Below are 16,593 nucleotides of genomic sequence, written 5' to 3'. Positions count from 1 at the left end.
GAGGTGCTCCTTTACTGGTGCCTCACACAATACGCCGGACACTTTCTTGATTTATCGTTTCACTGCTGCACCTGCAAGGCAAGCCCGCCCTGCTGTCACGCTTCCTTCACCGATCCGGGATCAAATATGCATCTTGCACGTTTCCTCTCCGCCCTTTTCCTGCTTCTGGCCCTCGCCGTTCCCGCACTGCCCCAGTCGGAGGATGTCAGCGACCGGTGGTATGTCGTCGAGGACGTAAATGCCGGACTGGACGCACCCGACGCGCTGGACCGGTCCACGCCGCGCGACATGCTCGCCGCTTTCGTCGATCTGACCGAGGCGGGGCGCGCTGATCTGGCCATGCATATGCTCGACCTGTCGCGCCTGCCGGAGGAGAATCGCGCGGCCTTGGGCGAAATCCGTGCAAGGCAATTGTCGGAGGTGCTGTTCCGTGAGGTATGGCTGCGCTGGTCGTCGATCTCCTCGCGCCCCGATGCGATGATCGAGGATGGCGCGAATTCCAATCCGATGGTGGGCAAGCCGCGCCGGAACATCTCTCTGGAAATCCTCGAAGTCGGTGACAGGACCGTCGATATCCGCATCTATCGGGTCAAGACCGAGGAGGGCGATCCCGTCTGGCTGTTCACGCCCCAGACGGTCGAGGCAATTCCCCGCCTTTATGAGGCATACGGCCCCCGCTGGTTCGAGGAATACCTGCCCCAATCGCTGCGCCAACGGCTTGGCGGATTGCGGATATGGGAATGGCTCGGGTTCCCGCTGATTGCCGGCATGGCGGTGCTGGGCGGATATATCGTCTACCGGATCGTCGGTCATGTCTCCACGATGTTCGGATGGACCCCGGCGAAATGGTTGCTGTCGCGGGCTGCGATGCCGCTGGGCATCGTCGCGGGGGCGGGACTGGCGCAGACGCTTCTGGCCACGACGATCTCATTCTCCGGCCCGATCTCCTCACTCGTGTCACCGGCGCTGATTATCGCGATGGTCGTCGGCGTCGCCATGGCGGCCCTGCGCGCCATCGACGCCGTGCTGGATAAGGTGACGGAGCGTTATGTCGGCGATATCGATGATGCGCAGAGCAAGGATGAGCGGCAGCTCTACACCTCGATCTACGCGGTGCGCCGCATCGTGTTGCTGATCACGGTGGCCATCGGCATCGGGCTGGTGCTGTCGGAGTTGAACCTGTTCGCCTCGCTGGGGCTGTCGCTTCTGGCCTCCGCCGGGGTGTTGACGGTGATCCTGGGCATCGCCGGTCAGACGGTGCTGGGCAACATCCTCGCCTCGCTGCAAATCGCGCTCGCCAAGCCGGTGCGCATCGGTGACGCCGTGCTTTACGAGGGCAACTGGGCCTATGTCGAGGCGATCTTCTACACCTATCTGCGTCTGCGCACCTGGGATGAGCGGCGACTGATCGTTCCGGTGAAATACTTCATCTCGCATCCGTTCGAGAACTGGTCGATGCAGGACGCGCGCATGGTGCGGACCTTTACCTTGCGCCTGGATCATGTGGCCGATGTCGATATGCTGCGCGACAAGTTCGATGAGATTGCCCGCGCGGACGAGGACGTGACCGAACCGGGACAGATCAAGACCCTTGTCCTGGGTCATGGTGAAAACGGGATGGAGGTCACGTTCTACGCCATGGCGCCCAACCCCTCCGCCGCGTGGGGAATGCACGCCCGTCTGAGGGAGGCAATGCTGGCCTACATTCGCGACGAACATCCCGAGTGGTGGCCACGTGAGCGTGTCCGCGATGTCAGCGAGAATTCCAGTAAGAACGGCGCATCGACGCAGGCCTTCGACTGAACTGCGGGCACAAATGTCCCTGCAATGCAATGCGGGGATCAAGCTGCGCTATCGCCTGACGAGAACCGGCCTAAGCCGTGCCGCCGACGACGCCTTGCATTGCCACCGGCTCAATCCCCAGCGCGGTACAGATATCGAAGGTCAGGTCGGGATTGTTCAGCGTGTAGAAATGCAGGTGCTCGACACCGTTCGCCATCATCTCGGAACATTGCTCCGCCGCGATGGACACGCTGAGAAGATAGCTTTCCTCCTCGGTCTGCACATTGCCGAAGGCCGCATCCATCCATGCGGGAACGGTCGCGGCGCAACGGCCCGCGAAATTCTTCATCTTGGCAAAGTTTTCGACTGGCAGGATGCCCGGAACGATGGGCGCGGTAATCCCGGCCTTCGCCGCCGCATCGCGAAAGCGGAAGAACGTCTCCGTATCAAAACAGAACTGCGTGATCGCATCGGTGGCGCCCGCGTCCAGCTTGCGCTTCAGGTTCTCGATATCGGCATCGGGGGTTTGCGCCTCGGGGTGCTTTTCGGGATAGGCCGCGACGGAAATCTCGTCGAACCCTTCGTCACGCAGGGCGCTGACCAGTTCGGCGGCGGAAACGAAGCCGTCGGGATGGGGCTCGAACTTCTCCGCCCCCTTGGGCGCGTCCCCGCGCAGCGCGACGATCCGGCGCACGCCCTGTTTGGCGAAATCGCGCGCCACGTCCAGCGTTTCGGCACGGCTGGCCCCGACGCAAGTCAGGTGGCCCGCCACATCCAGCCGGGCGCGTTCACGGATCGTAGCGATAGCCGCACGGGTGCGCGCGCGTGTGGTCCCACCCGCACCATAGGTCACGGAAACGAATTTCGGCCCCAACGGCGCCAGACGCTCGACACTCGTCCACAACCTCAGATTTGCCGCAGGCGACATCGGGGGAAAGAACTCGAATGACAGGGTCGGACGCATGATAATTATTCCCGTGAACACGTGTTGCCCTCTGACCTAGGGCACTATATGCGACGCAACAAGACGAAAATGCGACCCACGCCGGAGCCTTGGCCCGTTTCGACCGCCATCATGTCGGAAAAGGCGCATTCAACGTCGCGCCGATGCGCACCGTCGCCCCGCCGACCGCTATCACGGTTGAACAGATCAGAGATGAGGACGCCCCCATGCCCGATGTGACCATAGTTTACTGGCGTGACATTCCCGCGCAAGTCATCGTGGGCAAGGGTCGTCGCGCCGCGAAAGTGCAACTGCCCGAACGGTTCGAGCAGGCCATTGACCGCGCCGCGATGAAGGACGGTGCCGCAGGCAGTGACGATTACCTCGCTGGCTTTCGCAAGGCCGACCCATACCCGCTCGATGGCGATCAGGCCGATATCGCGGCGGCCGAGGCATCGCGCCTCGACGCCGAATATGACAAGGCCCGCCTCATCACTCTGATCGAAAACGGTGGCAAGGCCTGAGCGCCTTTTTCGGCGGAGACGACTATGAGCAATATCCTGTCCTTCATGCGGCGCAAGCCCGAGACGCCTGTCAATCCTTCGGTGGCGGCGCTGCTCGACGGGTTCTCGATCGAGGTGATGCCCCGCACGGCGCAGAAGATCGACGATTTCCGCGCCATCCTGCCCCCCGCCACCCGCGTCTATGTCGCCCATATCGACGGCACCCCGATCGAGGATATGGTCGCCACCGCCGCACGTCTGGTGGATGAGGGTTTCACCGCTATGCCGCACTTCCCCGCGCGGATCATCGCGGATCGGGCCATGCTGTCCGACTGGATCACGCGCTACGCCGATACCGGCGTGCACCAGGCGCTGCTGCTGGCCGGTGGTGTCGAGGCCCCGCTCGGTGATTTCCACTGCTCGATGGACCTGATGGAAACCGGGCTGTTCGACGCGGCGGGATTCGACCGCCTGCATGTGGGCGGCCATCCCGAGGGCAACAAGGACATCGACCCCGACGGCTCCGACGCCAATGTCATGGACGCGCTGCGCTGGAAGCAGGCGTTTTCCGAGCGGACGGATGCGCGCATGGCCATCGCCACGCAGTTCTGTTTCGAGGCGCAACCGGTCATCGACTGGGCCGACCGCTTGCAGGGTGAGGGGATCGACCTGCCGATCCATATCGGCGTCGCGGGCCCGGCCAAGCTGCAAACCCTCATCAAATTCTCCCTCGCTTGCGGCGTCGGTCCGTCCCTGCGGGTGCTGCAACGCCGCGCCGCCGACCTGACCAAGCTGGTCCTGCCCTTCACCCCGGATGAGATCCTCACCGATCTGGCCGTCCACAAGGCCGCAAATCCCGGTTTCGGGATCGAAAGCGTGCATCTTTTCCCGCTCGGTGGCATTACAAGGACTGCCGAGTACACACAGATGCACGGCCAACCGACCGCGCATACCGCAACTGCCTGACTTCAAGGAACGTTTTCAAATGACCAGAACCATTGTCGAATCGAAGACCAAGACCGCGATCATCGGCTTCGATCAGCCGTTCTGCGTCATCGGGGAACGGATCAACCCCACAGGCCGCAAGAAGCTGGCGGCGGAGCTGGAAATGGACGATTTCTCCACCGTTGAACGCGATGCGTTGGAGCAGGTCGCCTGCGGTGCCACCATGCTCGACATCAATTCGGGTGCCGTATTCACCAACAAGATGGCCTCCGATCCCCGCTATGCCGACAACAATTTCGTCGAGCCGCTGCTGATGCCCGAACTGATCCGTCGTGTTCAGACGCTGGTGGATGTGCCGCTGTGCATCGACAGCTCCGTCCCCGGCGCGCTTGAGGCCGGGTTGGAGGCATGCGAGGGCCGCCCCCTTCTCAACTCCGTCACCGGGGAGGAGGAGCGGCTGGAACTGGTTCTGCCGCTGGTCAAGAAATACAACGTGCCCGTCGTCGCCATCTCGAACGACGATACCGGCATTTCCGAGGATCCCGACATCCGCTTCGCTGTGGCGAAAAAGATCGTCGAGCGTGCCGCCGATTTCGGCATTCCCGCCCACGACATCGTTGTCGATCCGCTGGTGATGCCCATCGGCGCGATGGCCACGGCAGGGCTTCAGGTCTTCTCCCTCGTGCGGCGTCTGCGCGACGAGTTGGGCGTGAACACCACCTGCGGCGCGTCGAATGTCAGCTTCGGCCTGCCCAACCGGCACGGTCTGGGCGCGGCCTTCCTGCCGATGGCCATTGCGTCGGGCATGACCTCCGCCATCATGAACCCCGTCCGCCCGCAGGAGATGGAGGCGATCCGCGCCGCCAACTTCCTGATGAACAACGATCCCAACGGGGCCGAATGGATCCGCGCCAACAAGCCCAAGCTGGCCGAGGGTGAGGTTGAGGCCGGCGCACGGGGCCGGCGCACGGGTGGGCGGCGACGGCGGCCCGCCTAACGCTCAGGCAACACGGCCCGAGGATGGATAGACCAGCGGCGCGCCTTGCGGGCGCGTCTGCAACATCGCCAGCACGTCCGCATCACTCGGCGCGCCCTGAACCTCATCGGTCCAGACCCGGAAATAGGTCAGCTTATGCTCCCCGAACGAGGTGATCATCGCCACGTCGGCAGCATCGCAACCGCGTACCATCGGCACCCGCCCGATGCGCGGCGTGTTATAGCGCGCGTCCAGCGTCAGCCAGCGCCCGCCCAGATAGACCTCGAACCAGGCGCAGAAATCGCCCGCGCCCTGATAGGGCACGCCGATATCGCCCAGATAGCCACTGACATAGCGCGCGGGAATGTTCATCGCACGGCAGAGCGCAATCGCCAGATGCGCGAAATCGCGGCAGACCCCCGTACGCTCCCGGTACACGTCCGAGGCTGTCTTGTTCGTCCGCCCGAACTGATAGCCGAACGCGATGTGGTTGTGCACGAAATCGGTGATCGCCTGCACCCGCGCCCATCCCTGCAGGTAGCCGGAGAAATTCTCCCACGCGGCGGCGGTCAGGTTGTCGCTGTCGCAATAGCGGCTGGGCACCAGATAACTCAGCACCTCATGCGGCAGGTTCTGCACGTCGATCTGCCAGGCGGTGGGATCGACCTCGTCAGGTGCGCCTGAAACCTCGATCACGGAATCGGACCACAAGCGGGTCGTGCCACCTTGGGCCACGATGCGGGTGATCCGGTTGTTGAAGCGGTCGTAATAGACCTCCGACGGGGTGAACGGCTCCACCCGCACGGTATCGTGGCCGATCACCCGGTTCGTCAATTCACCGTGAGTGGACAGCGCCAGCAGCATCGGCACCTGAGGGGCGCTTTCCACATCGATTTCGAATCCTACACGGATCAGCATGGCGACAACCTTTCATCGGATGTATGATAAGTTAATGATTCATATGGGGCGGCTTGCCCCGAAGGGGAGGCCCACACCAAACATGGCTCAAACATGCGAAGAGGCGCGCCCGGACGGGAGCGCGCCTCTCCTTCGTCGCGGCCCGGCTACCTCACATAAGCGAGATACCCTTGGCGTTGACGAACTCCTTCATGCCAAAGCCGCCATGTTCGCGGCCATAGCCTGAATCCTTCACGCCGCCGAACGGCATGTCCGGTTGAGCCAGGCCGAAGCCATTGATGAACACCATCCCGGTGTCGAACTTCCTGGCCAATTCGATCGCCCGGTCCTGATCGCCCGAGAAGATCGCACCCCCCAGACCGAACCGGCTGTCATTGGCGATGCGCATCGCGTCATCCTCGTCCTTCGCATGGATCAAGGCGGCAACGGGTCCGAACAACTCATCATCATAGGCGGGCTGCCCGGGGCGGACATCCTCCAGCACCGTTGCGGGATAGAAATAGCCCGGACCGTCGGGAACCTGACCACCACAGGCGATACTGGCACCGCCCGCGACGGAGCGTTCCACCTGCTCGTGCAGATCGTCGCGCAAATCCTTGCGCGCCATCGGGCCGATGCGGGCCTCATCACTCATCGGATCGCCGTATTCGACGGCTTGCATCGCCTCAACGAAAGCCTCGCGGAACCGGTCATAGATCGCATCGACCACGATAAACCGTTTTGCCGCGACGCAAGTCTCACCGTTGTTATAAACCCGGCCCAGAACGCATTGCGTCACCGCCTTCGAAATATCGGCATCCTCCAGCACGACATAGGCGTCGTTGGAGCCAAGCTCCAACACTGTCTTCTTCAAGGCCCGGCCAGCGCGTTCCGCGATGGTGCGGCCGGCGGTGGGGCTGCCGGTCAGGGTGACACCACGCACCAGATCATGCTCGATCACATCGTTGGACTGATCGTGGCTGATCCTGAGCACGGTAAACAGATCATCGGGCAAACCGCCCGCGCGATAGATCTCGGCGATCATCTCACCCGATCCGGTGACGTTCGCGGCATGTTTCAGCAGCACAGAGTTGCCCGCCATCAGATTGGCGATGGAATAGCGCACCACCTGATAGCACGGGAAATTCCACGGCTGGATGCCGTAGATCACGCCGATCGGGGCGTATTGCACGATCCCCTTGCCGCCCGATACCAGATCGCGGTGTTCGTCGGCCAGCGCATCGGGCCCCTGCTCCGCCGTCCAGTCGCAGATACCGGCACACAACTCGATTTCATCGCGGCATTGAGATACCAGCTTGCCCATTTCCGCCGTCATCAACTCCGCCAGTTCATCCTTGCGCGCGCGCAGGGCACCGCCAATGGCGCGGATCACTTCGGCCCGTTCGGCCACCGGGCGATCCCTCCACGCCTCGAACGCGGTGTGACAGGCGGCGATGGCGGCGTTGACCTCATCCCCGGTCATCATGTCGTAATGGGACAGTTCCGCGCCGGTCGCAGGATTGATCGTCGTAATCGTCTGGGTCATGAAATGTCCTTTTCCTTAATAGCTGCTGAACGAACGCCCCGGCCCGCGCGGCGTTCCAAAACCCAGCGATCACATCGCTGTGGCCCGCAGCGAAGGACGCATTCTGTCGTGGAGCGAATGTCGCGTTTCCCCAACTGTGCGACGGCTTGCGCCTTTCCCCTGAACCGCGCCTGTCATAACAAGGCAGCAACACAGTAAAGGCGTGCGATATGTCCAGAACCGACCCTCTCGTGATTTTCACCCCCTCCGGCAAGCGGGGCACCTTTCCCACCGGCACCCGCGTGCTGGACGCGGCCCGCCAGCTGGGCGTCGATCTGGACAGCGTTTGCGGCGGGCGTGGCATTTGCTCCAAATGTCAGGTGGCCCCGTCCTTCGGTGATTTCTCGAAACACGGGATCACGTCCAGCCCGGGCGCGCTCAGCGAATGGAACTCGGTCGAGGAACGCTACAAGTCGATCCGCGGCATGATCGACGGACGGCGGCTTGGCTGTCAGGCGCTGATCGAGGGGGACGTGGTGATCGACGTTCCGCCCGAGAGCCAGGTCCACAAACAGGTCGTGCGCAAATCCGCCGATACCCGCGACATCGTGCTCGACCCCGCCACCCGGCTTTACTACGTCGAGGTGGACGCGCCGGACATGCACGAACCCTCCGGCGATCTGGAGCGTCTGTCCAAGGCGTTGGCCGAGCAGTGGGATCTGCCGGGCACCACCTGCGACCTGCGGATCATGCAGCAGCTGCAACCGGCCCTGCGCAAGGGCGATTGGAAGGTCACGGTCGCCGTCTATCAGGGCAATGGTCCGGATGAGGCGCGCATCGTCCATGTCTGGCCCGGCTATTATGAGGGGACGCTATACGGCGTTGCCATCGACCTCGGCTCGACCACCATCGCGGCGCATCTGTGCGACCTGCGCACGGGCAAGGTGCTCGCCTCCTCGGGCATCATGAACCCGCAGATCCGCTTTGGTGAGGATCTGATGAGCCGCGTCAGCTACTCCATGATGAATCCCGGCGGCGCGGTCGAGATGACCAAGGCCGTGCGCACCGCGCTGCAAGCTCTCATCAACACCGTAGCGGAGGAGGCGGCGATAGACCCTGCCCTGATCTTCGAGGCGGTCTTCGTGGCCAATCCGGTCATGCACCATCTGCTGCTGGGCATCGACCCGGTGGAACTGGGCCAGGCCCCCTTCGCGCTGGCCACGTCGGACAGCATGAGCCTGTTGGCCACCGAACTGGACCTCGACGTGCACCCCTCTGCACGCGTCTATATCCTGCCCTGCATCGCGGGCCATGTCGGGGCCGACGCCGCCGCCGTCGCATTGTCCGAGGCACCGCACCGATCCGAAGATCTGGTCCTGATCGTGGATGTCGGCACGAATGCCGAGATCTTGCTGGGCAACACGCAAAAGGTCCTCGCCTGCTCCTCCCCCACCGGCCCCGCTTTCGAGGGGGCGCAGATCTCGTCCGGCCAGCGCGCCGCCCCCGGCGCCATCGAACGGGTAGAGATCGACAAGGTGACCAAGGAGCCGCGCTTTCGCGTCATCGGGTCGGACAAATGGTCCGACGAGGATGGCTTCATGGCCGAGGCGGGCACCATCACCGGCATCTGCGGCTCCGGCATTATCGAGGCGATCGCAGAGATGCGCATGGCGGGCCTCGTCGATCCCGGCGGCCTGATCGGATCCGCCGCGCAAACGGGAACGGAACGCTGCGTGGCCAACGGCCGCACCCACGAATACGTGCTGTTCGAGGGCGACGGCACCTCCCCCCGCATCACTGTCACCAATGGCGACATCCGCGCGATCCAGTTGGCCAAGGCCGCGCTCTACGCCGGGGCCCGCCTGCTGATGGATCAGATGGGCGTTGACGAGGTGGACCGCGTCGTCCTGGCGGGCGCATTCGGGGCCCACATCTCCCCCATGCACGCGATGGTGCTGGGCATGATCCCCGATTGCGACGTTGAAAAAGTCACGAGCGCCGGCAACGCCGCCGGTACCGGCGCGCGCATCGCCCTGCTCAACGTCTCCGCCCGGCGTGAGGTCGAAGCCAACGTCCGCAAGATCGTGAAGGTCGAAACTGCCGTCGAACCAAGGTTCCAGGAACACTTCGTCGCCGCCAGCAACATCCCCCACGCGACGGAGCCCTATACGAAACTGCGCAAGATAGCCCCACTACCCGACGTAAGTTTCAACACAAACGGCGAAGATGGGGGGAGAAGACGACGGCGGCGGGGGTGAGTCTTAAGAGGGGCGCGTTAGCCTTATTCAATTGAGCGATGCTATGGATACACTGGTCAGTATCGGTTGACGACAAACCTCTTCTACCGATTGCCTGCCTTTGCAGCCTGCGCTGCCTCGAACCTTTTCCAGACGTGCATATGCCCCTTTTGACGTGCATCGGCGAGCCACAGTTTCTTGCGCACTCCGGCAACCTCCATCGATCGGTATTTCCCGTCCGAGAATTTTGGCCAGTCTATCGCGAGACCCTGCTTCACCATTTCCGCCGAAAGATCGCGGCCATCTGGCAAGGTGCATTGAGCAACGACCCGTCCATGCGCGTCTTCAGCAGATACCACTGCCTCGACAGTCTGACCTTTGCACATCGAAACCAGCGCCCATTTTGCCTTCTTGCCAAAAGGATGGTTCATCTCCGGCGCATCGATGCCGAACAGGCGGATCTGCGTTTTCTGAATGACAATGGTGTCTCCATCCACGACGTAAGCTGCACCTCTCAGGGTCGGCTTGGATGGTTCGGGAACGACCTCTGCGGCATCGAACGATTCTGAATATGCCTCAGGTCCTGAACGAGGTTCGCTGGGGACCTTATCCACACGATCCGGTTGGGTACTGCTCGTGGTCTTTCGATGATTGGTATTGAGCTGTGCTGCATAGGCGAGAATACCAATCAGCAATCCGACAATCAGCAAAACTTCCACGTTCACCTGTCCTTTGATCTTGGTAGCTGTCATACTTAAAACATGAAAAGATGACGGATACCATCTTCCAAATACGGGAAGAACAATCAATGCCACCGGACGACCTTTGTCTTTTCAGTATTGTCGCTTAGTTCGGCAGCTTTCGATCAACCCTTAACTCTGCCAGCTGCAGCGCAGCCCCCCTCTTTCTAAAAAGTTAACGCCCGAAACGCCAACGGCCGGCAGATAGGCGGGCCGTTGCAGTCGTTTGAAATGGATCAGTCAGATTCGACGGAATCCACCGTGACCCAGGCACCGTTCTGGATTTGCGAGATGTAGATCTCCTCCGACCCCGCGTGGTCGCCCGGACCCATCTGCATGCGGTTGCCCGCGATCGCATCGTCGTAGTCCAGAGATTCCATCCCGGCGGTGAAGCTTTCCAGCGTCAGGTCAGGCCCCGCAGCCTTCAGTGCGTTTACCAGGCCGAGCGCGGCGGACTGGCCCAGCAAGGCACCGGTTCCGGGGAACTCGCCCGTCCGCTCGGTCATCACCTCGGCCCATTCCGCGACCTCGGGATTGTCGATCCGCGATTCCAGATCCTGCCAGCCCGCGCCCGCGTACAGACCATCCGTCACGCCGCCCGGAACCTTCGCAATGGCCGTGTGGAACCCGGCGGAGGAAGTCAGGAACCGCACGTCGTCCCAGCCCATCTGCTTCGCAGTCGCCACCACGGTGATTGTTGGCCGGATTGTCAGCGCCAGGGTGATCAGTTCGCATCCTGCCTCACGCAAGCGCGCGAGCGCCCCGGTAAAGTCGCTTTCGTCGGGGCGGTGGGTGGTCTCAGCGGTGTATTCGACACCCCGCGCCTCAGCCTCATCCACCGTAGCTTCATGAATTTCCTCACCGAAATCCGAGGGGATATACATCGAGCACAGCTTCTCAAGCCCCTGATCCTCGACAAGGAACCCCGTCGCGGCCCGCACGCCATCGTAGTAGGAGGCCGTCGCGACATAGCGCAGCTCCTCCGGCCCCTCGATCATCTGCCGTGCTGCGGTCAGCGGAAATACCGATGGCACGCCCGCCGGATCCATCACGCGAAACGCGGCGAGGTTGTGCGGTGTGCCGAGGCTGAGCAGGATGGCAAAGACGTTATCGCGGTTCACCAGCTTGTTCGCGGCCTGCGCGGCGCGTGGCACCTGATAGCCGTGATCCTCGACCACATAGCGTATCTGACGTCCGTGGATGCCGCCCGCCTCGTTGACCTCCTCAAACACCTGATGCGCCGCCTCGACCGCCGGAACGGAGAAGGCCGCAAAACCGCCGGACAGATCCTGAAACGCCCCGATGACGATTTCGTCGTCGGTTACGCCACGGGTCTGCGCATTGCCCCCAGTTGCGATCATCGTGGTGGCCGCAAGGGCCGCTAATACCTTGTTCATTCTGGTTTCCTCCCATGGAAATGCGGGTTTCCCGTCATTTTTCTAAGTTAATACATCTGGTCGATCAGCGCCGCGTGTTTCTTCTCAACAAAGCCGCGTTTGAGCTTCATCGTCGGCGTCAACTCGTCATCCTCCGCCGTCAGCAGGATGTCGATCAGGCGGAAATACTTGATCTGCTCGACCTGCGCGAAGTGCGTGTTCACCTCTCGCACCACACCGTCGATCAGATCCACGACCTGCGGTGCCCGCGTCAGGGATGCGAAATCCGAGAACGGGATCTGATGGTCCTGCGCGTATTTCTCGACGTTTTCCTGGTCGATCATGATCAGCACCGTCAGGTATTTGCGCCGATCCCCGATCACCACCGCGTCTGAGATGTAGGGGCTGAACTTCAATCGACTTTCGATCTCCGCCGGGGTGATGTTCTTGCCACCGGCGGTGATGATGATGTCCTTGACCCGGCCGGTGATGGTGATGGCACCGTCATTGCCGATACGCCCCACATCGCCGGTATAGAGCCAGCCGTCGCGGATATCCTCCGCCGTTTTCTCGGGCTTTCTCCAGTATCCCTTGAAGACATTCGGCCCCTTCAGGCAGATTTCGCCATTCTCCGCGATGCGCAACTCGGTGGCGGGCAAGGCGCATCCGATGGTGCCGATGCGGTTGTCACCGATCACGTTGACCGAGGCGACACCCGAGGTTTCGGTCATGCCGTACCCCTCCAGCAAGGTCACGCCGAGCGCGCCGTACCAGCGGATCAGATCGGGGGAGATGGGCGCCGCCCCCGTGTTGGAGCGTCGATTGCGATCAAATCCGATCATCTGTCGAATATTGCGCAGCACCAGAAAATCCCAGACCGCGTGCATCGCGCCGCCCTTGCCCTCCAGCTTCGCGGCACCGCTGGCCATCGCGCGATCAAAGGCCCAGCGACCGAAAGGTGTCGCCTCGGACCGCATGATCAGCACACGGGAATAGATCTTCTCCCACAACCGCGGAACGGCGGTGAAAACATGTGGGGAGACCTCACGCAAATTGTCAAAGACGGTATCGGGGCTTTCGGCGAAATTCACGGTGGACCCCACGGCGATGGGAAACTCGACCGAGACGATCCGCTCCAACACATGGCACAGCGGCAGGAAGCAAAGTTGCTCATCCTTGGGATCCACCCTCAGCACCTGCTGGCCGGCCCACATCTGATACAACATGTTGGAGTGGGAGATCATCGCCCCCTTGGGCGGGCCCGTCGTACCCGATGTGTAGATCAGCATCCGGGTGTCTTCGGGCTGCGACGCGTTGATTTCGATCCGAAAACGTTCCGCGGCGTCAGGTGCCTTCTCACCAATGTCGTACAGGTCTGACAGGAACATCACCTTTGGGTGAGAAAAGTCGCGCAACCCCTTGGGGTCGAACACGATAACCTTGACGATGGTTGGAACGCGGTCCTGCACTTCGAGGTATTTGTCCAGCTGCTCATCATTCTCGACGAACAGGAATGCGGAACCGGAATCGTTGATGAGGTATTCCAGCTGGCCCGCGCTGTCGGTGGTGTAGACACCGCTGGGAATGCCGCCGGCGGCGCTGATTGCCAGATCGCAATACAGCCACTCCTTGTTGTCCTCGCTGAGGATGGACACAGGCGTGCCGCGCGTCAGGCCAAGCTCGATCAGGCCCATGCCGATCGCCTGCGACCGGTCGTACCAGTCTGACCAGCTATAGGCCTGCCAGATGCCGAAATCCTTCTCGCGATGGGCCGTCGTGTCGCCGCGTTCCGCACATTTCGCGGCCCAGAGTTTGACGACAGTATCCGCGCCATCAATGAGAATGGGTTTGGGGAGCGAAAGCTGATTCACTTCTCGTCCTCTTCTTCGTTGCGATGCACCAGGTACAGGATTACGGCCAGCACGAATGTCACGATGGATGCGGCGATCTGCACGGCCTGCGTCTCACCCGCGACGGAGGCATAGAAGGACAGGACAATCAGCCCGATCAGCGCCCTTTGACGCCAGCTTACCGCCATGTCTTTTTCCTCTTCCACCGTTTCTGATCGCGCTGCTTCGTGCCGTGCCCGCCGCCGAGGTAGAATTCCTGGATATCCTCGGATGCCAGCAGCACGCTCGCGTCGTTGGCCATGACGATCCGACCGATTTCGAGCACATAGCCATAATCAGCGGTGTTCAGCGCGATCTGGGCGTTCTGCTCGACCAGCAGCATGGTGACGCCCTGCTCCTCGTTCAACCGCCGGATGATGCCGAAGATTTCCTGCACCAGCAGCGGCGACAGACCCAGCGAGGGTTCATCCAGCAGCATCAGCTTCGGGCGCGCCATCAGGCCCCGCCCGATGGCCAGCATCTGCTGCTGCCCGCCCGATAGCGTACCGGCCTGTTGCGCCCGGCGTTCCTTGAGGATCGGGAAGTACTGATAGCACATCTCGATATCGGCCCCGATCTCACGGTCGCGGCGGGTATAGGCGCCCAGTTTCAGGTTTTCCTCGACGCTCAGGAACGGGAACACCTCGCGCCCCTCGGGGACATGGGCCAGACCGCGCCGCACCATCTGGTCCGGCTCCTGCCCGTCCACCCGCTCCCCCAGAAACGAGACGGTGCCCTTCTCCGGGTCCAGCGCGCCCGAGACGGTTTTCATCAACGTTGTCTTGCCCGCGCCGTTCGCGCCAAGAATGGTGACGATCTTGCCCTTCGGCACGTCGATGGACACGCCGCGCAGGGCCATGATCGGGCCGTAGAACGTCTCCACATTGCGGACTTCCATGACATTTTCAGGTGTTTGCACGTTCATGCCGCCGTTCCCAGATAGGCTTCGATCACGCGCGGATCGGATTGCACCTCGGCCGAGGTTCCCAGCGCCAGCGGCTTTCCCTCCACCACGGCCAGAACCCGGTCCGACACGGCGGAGACGAGGCTCATGTCATGTTCGACCATCAGGACCGTCAGGCCGAGGTCCTTTTTCATATCCTCGATCCAGAACGCCATGTCGTTCGTCTCCTCCACGCTGAGTCCGGAGGCCGGTTCGTCGAGCAGGATCAGGCGCGGCTCGCAGGCCAGCGCGCGGGCGATCTCCACCACCTTGCGCACACCGTAGGGCAGACCCGCGATCATCTTGTCGCGATAGGCAGCAAGGTCGAGGAAATCTATGATCTCCTCCACCGCGCGCCGGGCCTCACGCTCATTCGAGCGGGTGCGCGGCAGATGCAGCACGTCCTCCACCCATGTCGCCTTACGCTTGGTATGAGCGCCGACCAGCAGGTTTTGCAGCACCGTGGAATGATCGAACAACTCGATATTCTGAAAGGTCCGCGCGATGCCCAGTTCCGCAATATGGTGCGCAGGGGTGGCGGTGATATCCTCCCCATCGAAGACGATCTTGCCATGGGTTGGCTGATAGAACCGGCTGATAAGGTTGAAGATGGTGGATTTCCCGGCACCGTTCGGCCCGACGATGGTGAACACCTCACCCGCCTGCACATCGAAGGACACGCCGTCCACGGCCTTTACCCCACCGAAGTGGATGGCCAGATCGGTTACACTCAAAAGGCTCATCGCAACCGCTCCGTCTTGAGATAGGATTTCGAGCGGCGGAACATGTCGCGCCGGGCCAGCGGGAACAGCTGCCACTGCGTCTTGACCTTCATGTAAAAGCCGTACAACCCCAGCGGCTCGTAGATCACCATGCCGATGATGATGACCGCGAACACCATGGTGTCGAGACCCGGATAGGCCGAGATATCCAGCCCCACCGTCCCTTGCAGGAAGTCGCGCAGGATCGACAGACCCTGCGGCAGCAGCCCCACGACAATGGCCCCGAAGAACGCGCCGTGGATCGACCCCAGCCCGCCGATCACCACCAGAAGCAGCAGGTTGATCGACAGCAGGACCAGAAAACTCTCATAGTTCACGACCTGAACGAAATGCGCGTAGAGCGCACCCGCAATCCCGGTGACACCGCAGGACAGGCCGAACGCCAGCGCCTTGGTCCGCGTCACGTTCACCCCCAGCGCGCGGGCAGATACCTCACTGTCGCGCACCGCCAGAAACGATCGCCCGGTCGCGGAGCGCAGCAGGTTGGCGTAGCCCAGCGTGACCAGCACCACCAGAGCAAGGCACATCCAGTAGAACAGGTTCGGCGTGCCGTAGCGGTCCACCATGGTCCCGAAGAACTCGATCGGCGGTGCGAACACGCCCACGACGCCGCCGGTATAAGGCTCGGCTATGATCGCGATATCCTCGACGATAATGCTGAGCGCGAGGGTCGCAATGGCCAGATAGATGCCCGACAGGCGCAGGATCGGCAGCGCCACGATGGCGCCGACCACACCGGTAAAGATTGCTGACAGCGGCAGCGCGATCAGGAACGGCATTCCCTGATCCATGAACCACAGATTGCTGAATGCGCCGATGGCCATGAACGCCGCGTGACCCAGGCTGATCTGCCCGGTATGACCCGCCAGAACCATCAGGCCCATACCCGCGATGCAATAGATCAGGACCAGCGTGACCTCACCCAGGAAATAGCCGGAGACCAGCGCAGGCAGCGCGATCATGATCGCCAGCAACACCGCGTATTTCGCCATGCGCCGCCAATCCTCGAACAGGCGGATATCCTCATCGTAGGAGCGTTTGAAATGAACCCGCAT

General features: G+C 62.1%; 15 protein-coding genes. 5 read left to right on the top strand and 10 right to left on the bottom strand.

Features of this window, described 5'->3' with window-relative positions:
• Window positions 1-126: 126 nt before the first annotated feature.
• Window positions 127-1,803 (top strand): mechanosensitive ion channel family protein, encoded by a 1,677-nt coding sequence (locus tag H1S03_RS14690; protein WP_185805066.1) that lies wholly within the window; start codon window positions 127-129, stop codon window positions 1,801-1,803.
• A gap of 70 nt (window positions 1,804-1,873) precedes the next feature.
• Here the strand turns inward: H1S03_RS14690 and metF are convergent, their stop codons facing one another.
• The gene (gene metF, locus H1S03_RS14685) at window positions 1,874-2,749 is read right to left on the bottom strand and encodes a methylenetetrahydrofolate reductase [NAD(P)H] (RefSeq protein ID WP_185805076.1); all 876 of its coding nucleotides are present in this window, start codon (window positions 2,747-2,749) and stop codon (window positions 1,874-1,876) included.
• 203 nt (window positions 2,750-2,952) lie between these two features.
• Between metF and H1S03_RS14680 the strand changes: the two genes are divergently transcribed.
• The 3 genes from H1S03_RS14680 to H1S03_RS14670 are packed head-to-tail and all read left to right on the top strand — an operon-like array spanning window position 2,953 to window position 5,170.
• Window positions 2,953-3,249, top strand: a complete 297-nt coding sequence (locus tag H1S03_RS14680) for a virulence factor (RefSeq protein ID WP_166194138.1) — start codon at window positions 2,953-2,955, stop codon at window positions 3,247-3,249.
• A 24-nt stretch (window positions 3,250-3,273) separates the two neighbouring features.
• On the top strand, window positions 3,274-4,194 hold the full coding sequence (locus H1S03_RS14675) for a methylenetetrahydrofolate reductase (RefSeq protein WP_185805065.1): 921 nt from the start codon (window positions 3,274-3,276) through the stop codon (window positions 4,192-4,194).
• A 19-nt stretch (window positions 4,195-4,213) separates the two neighbouring features.
• Window positions 4,214-5,170 carry a methyltetrahydrofolate cobalamin methyltransferase gene (locus H1S03_RS14670; RefSeq protein ID WP_185805064.1) on the top strand — a complete coding sequence of 319 codons (957 nt, stop codon included), beginning with the start codon at window positions 4,214-4,216 and terminating at the stop codon, window positions 5,168-5,170.
• Window positions 5,171-5,173: 3 nt separating this feature from the next.
• Here the strand turns inward: H1S03_RS14670 and H1S03_RS14665 are convergent, their stop codons facing one another.
• The gene (locus H1S03_RS14665) at window positions 5,174-6,067 is read right to left on the bottom strand and encodes a transglutaminase-like domain-containing protein (RefSeq protein WP_185805063.1); all 894 of its coding nucleotides are present in this window, start codon (window positions 6,065-6,067) and stop codon (window positions 5,174-5,176) included.
• 151 nt (window positions 6,068-6,218) lie between these two features.
• Entirely contained in the window at window positions 6,219-7,592 is a 1,374-nt protein-coding gene (locus H1S03_RS14660) for an NAD-dependent succinate-semialdehyde dehydrogenase (RefSeq protein ID WP_185805062.1), read from the bottom strand.
• A gap of 209 nt (window positions 7,593-7,801) precedes the next feature.
• On the opposite strand from H1S03_RS14660, the gene H1S03_RS14655 reads away from it, so the two are divergent.
• Window positions 7,802-9,829, top strand: a complete 2,028-nt coding sequence (locus H1S03_RS14655; protein ID WP_185805061.1) for an ASKHA domain-containing protein — start codon at window positions 7,802-7,804, stop codon at window positions 9,827-9,829.
• 83 nt (window positions 9,830-9,912) lie between these two features.
• On the opposite strand, the gene H1S03_RS14650 is transcribed toward H1S03_RS14655, so the two are convergent.
• The 7 genes from H1S03_RS14650 to H1S03_RS14620 all read right to left on the bottom strand — a co-directional run bounded on the left by H1S03_RS14650 (window position 9,913) and on the right by H1S03_RS14620 (window position 16,593).
• Entirely contained in the window at window positions 9,913-10,560 is a 648-nt protein-coding gene (locus H1S03_RS14650) for a thermonuclease family protein (RefSeq protein ID WP_185805075.1), read from the bottom strand.
• A gap of 224 nt (window positions 10,561-10,784) precedes the next feature.
• A complete protein-coding gene (locus tag H1S03_RS14645; protein WP_185805060.1) occupies window positions 10,785-11,945 on the bottom strand; it encodes an ABC transporter substrate-binding protein in 1,161 nt (386 codons plus the stop codon).
• 47 nt (window positions 11,946-11,992) lie between these two features.
• Window positions 11,993-13,795: an AMP-binding protein gene (locus H1S03_RS14640; protein ID WP_185805059.1), complete on the bottom strand. Its 1,803-nt coding sequence runs from the start codon at window positions 13,793-13,795 to the stop codon at window positions 11,993-11,995.
• Complete coding sequence (locus tag H1S03_RS14635; RefSeq protein WP_166191705.1) at window positions 13,792-13,962, bottom strand: hypothetical protein; 171 nt, start codon at window positions 13,960-13,962, stop codon at window positions 13,792-13,794. The genes H1S03_RS14640 and H1S03_RS14635 overlap by 4 nt, the downstream gene beginning before the upstream one ends.
• On the bottom strand, window positions 13,953-14,738 hold the full coding sequence (locus H1S03_RS14630; RefSeq protein WP_185805058.1) for an ABC transporter ATP-binding protein: 786 nt from the start codon (window positions 14,736-14,738) through the stop codon (window positions 13,953-13,955). The genes H1S03_RS14635 and H1S03_RS14630 overlap by 10 nt, the downstream gene beginning before the upstream one ends.
• On the bottom strand, window positions 14,735-15,499 hold the full coding sequence (locus tag H1S03_RS14625) for an ABC transporter ATP-binding protein (protein WP_166191710.1): 765 nt from the start codon (window positions 15,497-15,499) through the stop codon (window positions 14,735-14,737). The genes H1S03_RS14630 and H1S03_RS14625 overlap by 4 nt, the downstream gene beginning before the upstream one ends.
• Window positions 15,496-16,593 carry a branched-chain amino acid ABC transporter permease gene (locus H1S03_RS14620; protein WP_185805057.1) on the bottom strand — a complete coding sequence of 366 codons (1,098 nt, stop codon included), beginning with the start codon at window positions 16,591-16,593 and terminating at the stop codon, window positions 15,496-15,498. The genes H1S03_RS14625 and H1S03_RS14620 overlap by 4 nt, the downstream gene beginning before the upstream one ends.

This window comes from Pontivivens nitratireducens (assembly GCF_014235845.1).
Taxonomy (GTDB): Bacteria; Pseudomonadota; Alphaproteobacteria; order Rhodobacterales; family Rhodobacteraceae; genus Pontivivens; species Pontivivens nitratireducens.
Note: the sequence above shows the minus strand (reverse complement) of the source record. Positions and strands in the feature narration are given on the sequence as shown.

Bases quoted from the DNA above. Each gene is read 5' to 3' on its own strand.
- H1S03_RS14690 (WP_185805066.1), top strand. From the start codon at position 127: ATGCATCTTGCACGTTTCCTCTCCGCCCTTTTCCTGCTTCTGGCCCTC.
- H1S03_RS14680 (WP_166194138.1), top strand. From the start codon at position 2,953: ATGCCCGATGTGACCATAGTTTACTGGCGTGACATTCCCGCGCAAGTC.
- H1S03_RS14675 (WP_185805065.1), top strand. From the start codon at position 3,274: ATGAGCAATATCCTGTCCTTCATGCGGCGCAAGCCCGAGACGCCTGTC.
- H1S03_RS14670 (WP_185805064.1), top strand. From the start codon at position 4,214: ATGACCAGAACCATTGTCGAATCGAAGACCAAGACCGCGATCATCGGC.
- H1S03_RS14665 (WP_185805063.1), bottom strand. From the start codon at position 6,067: ATGCTGATCCGTGTAGGATTCGAAATCGATGTGGAAAGCGCCCCTCAG.
- H1S03_RS14660 (WP_185805062.1), bottom strand. From the start codon at position 7,592: ATGACCCAGACGATTACGACGATCAATCCTGCGACCGGCGCGGAACTG.
- H1S03_RS14655 (WP_185805061.1), top strand. From the start codon at position 7,802: ATGTCCAGAACCGACCCTCTCGTGATTTTCACCCCCTCCGGCAAGCGG.
- H1S03_RS14650 (WP_185805075.1), bottom strand. From the start codon at position 10,560: ATGACAGCTACCAAGATCAAAGGACAGGTGAACGTGGAAGTTTTGCTG.
- H1S03_RS14645 (WP_185805060.1), bottom strand. From the start codon at position 11,945: ATGAACAAGGTATTAGCGGCCCTTGCGGCCACCACGATGATCGCAACT.
- H1S03_RS14635 (WP_166191705.1), bottom strand. From the start codon at position 13,962: ATGGCGGTAAGCTGGCGTCAAAGGGCGCTGATCGGGCTGATTGTCCTG.
- H1S03_RS14630 (WP_185805058.1), bottom strand. From the start codon at position 14,738: ATGAACGTGCAAACACCTGAAAATGTCATGGAAGTCCGCAATGTGGAG.
- H1S03_RS14625 (WP_166191710.1), bottom strand. From the start codon at position 15,499: ATGAGCCTTTTGAGTGTAACCGATCTGGCCATCCACTTCGGTGGGGTA.
- H1S03_RS14620 (WP_185805057.1), bottom strand. From the start codon at position 16,593: ATGCGGGTTCATTTCAAACGCTCCTACGATGAGGATATCCGCCTGTTC.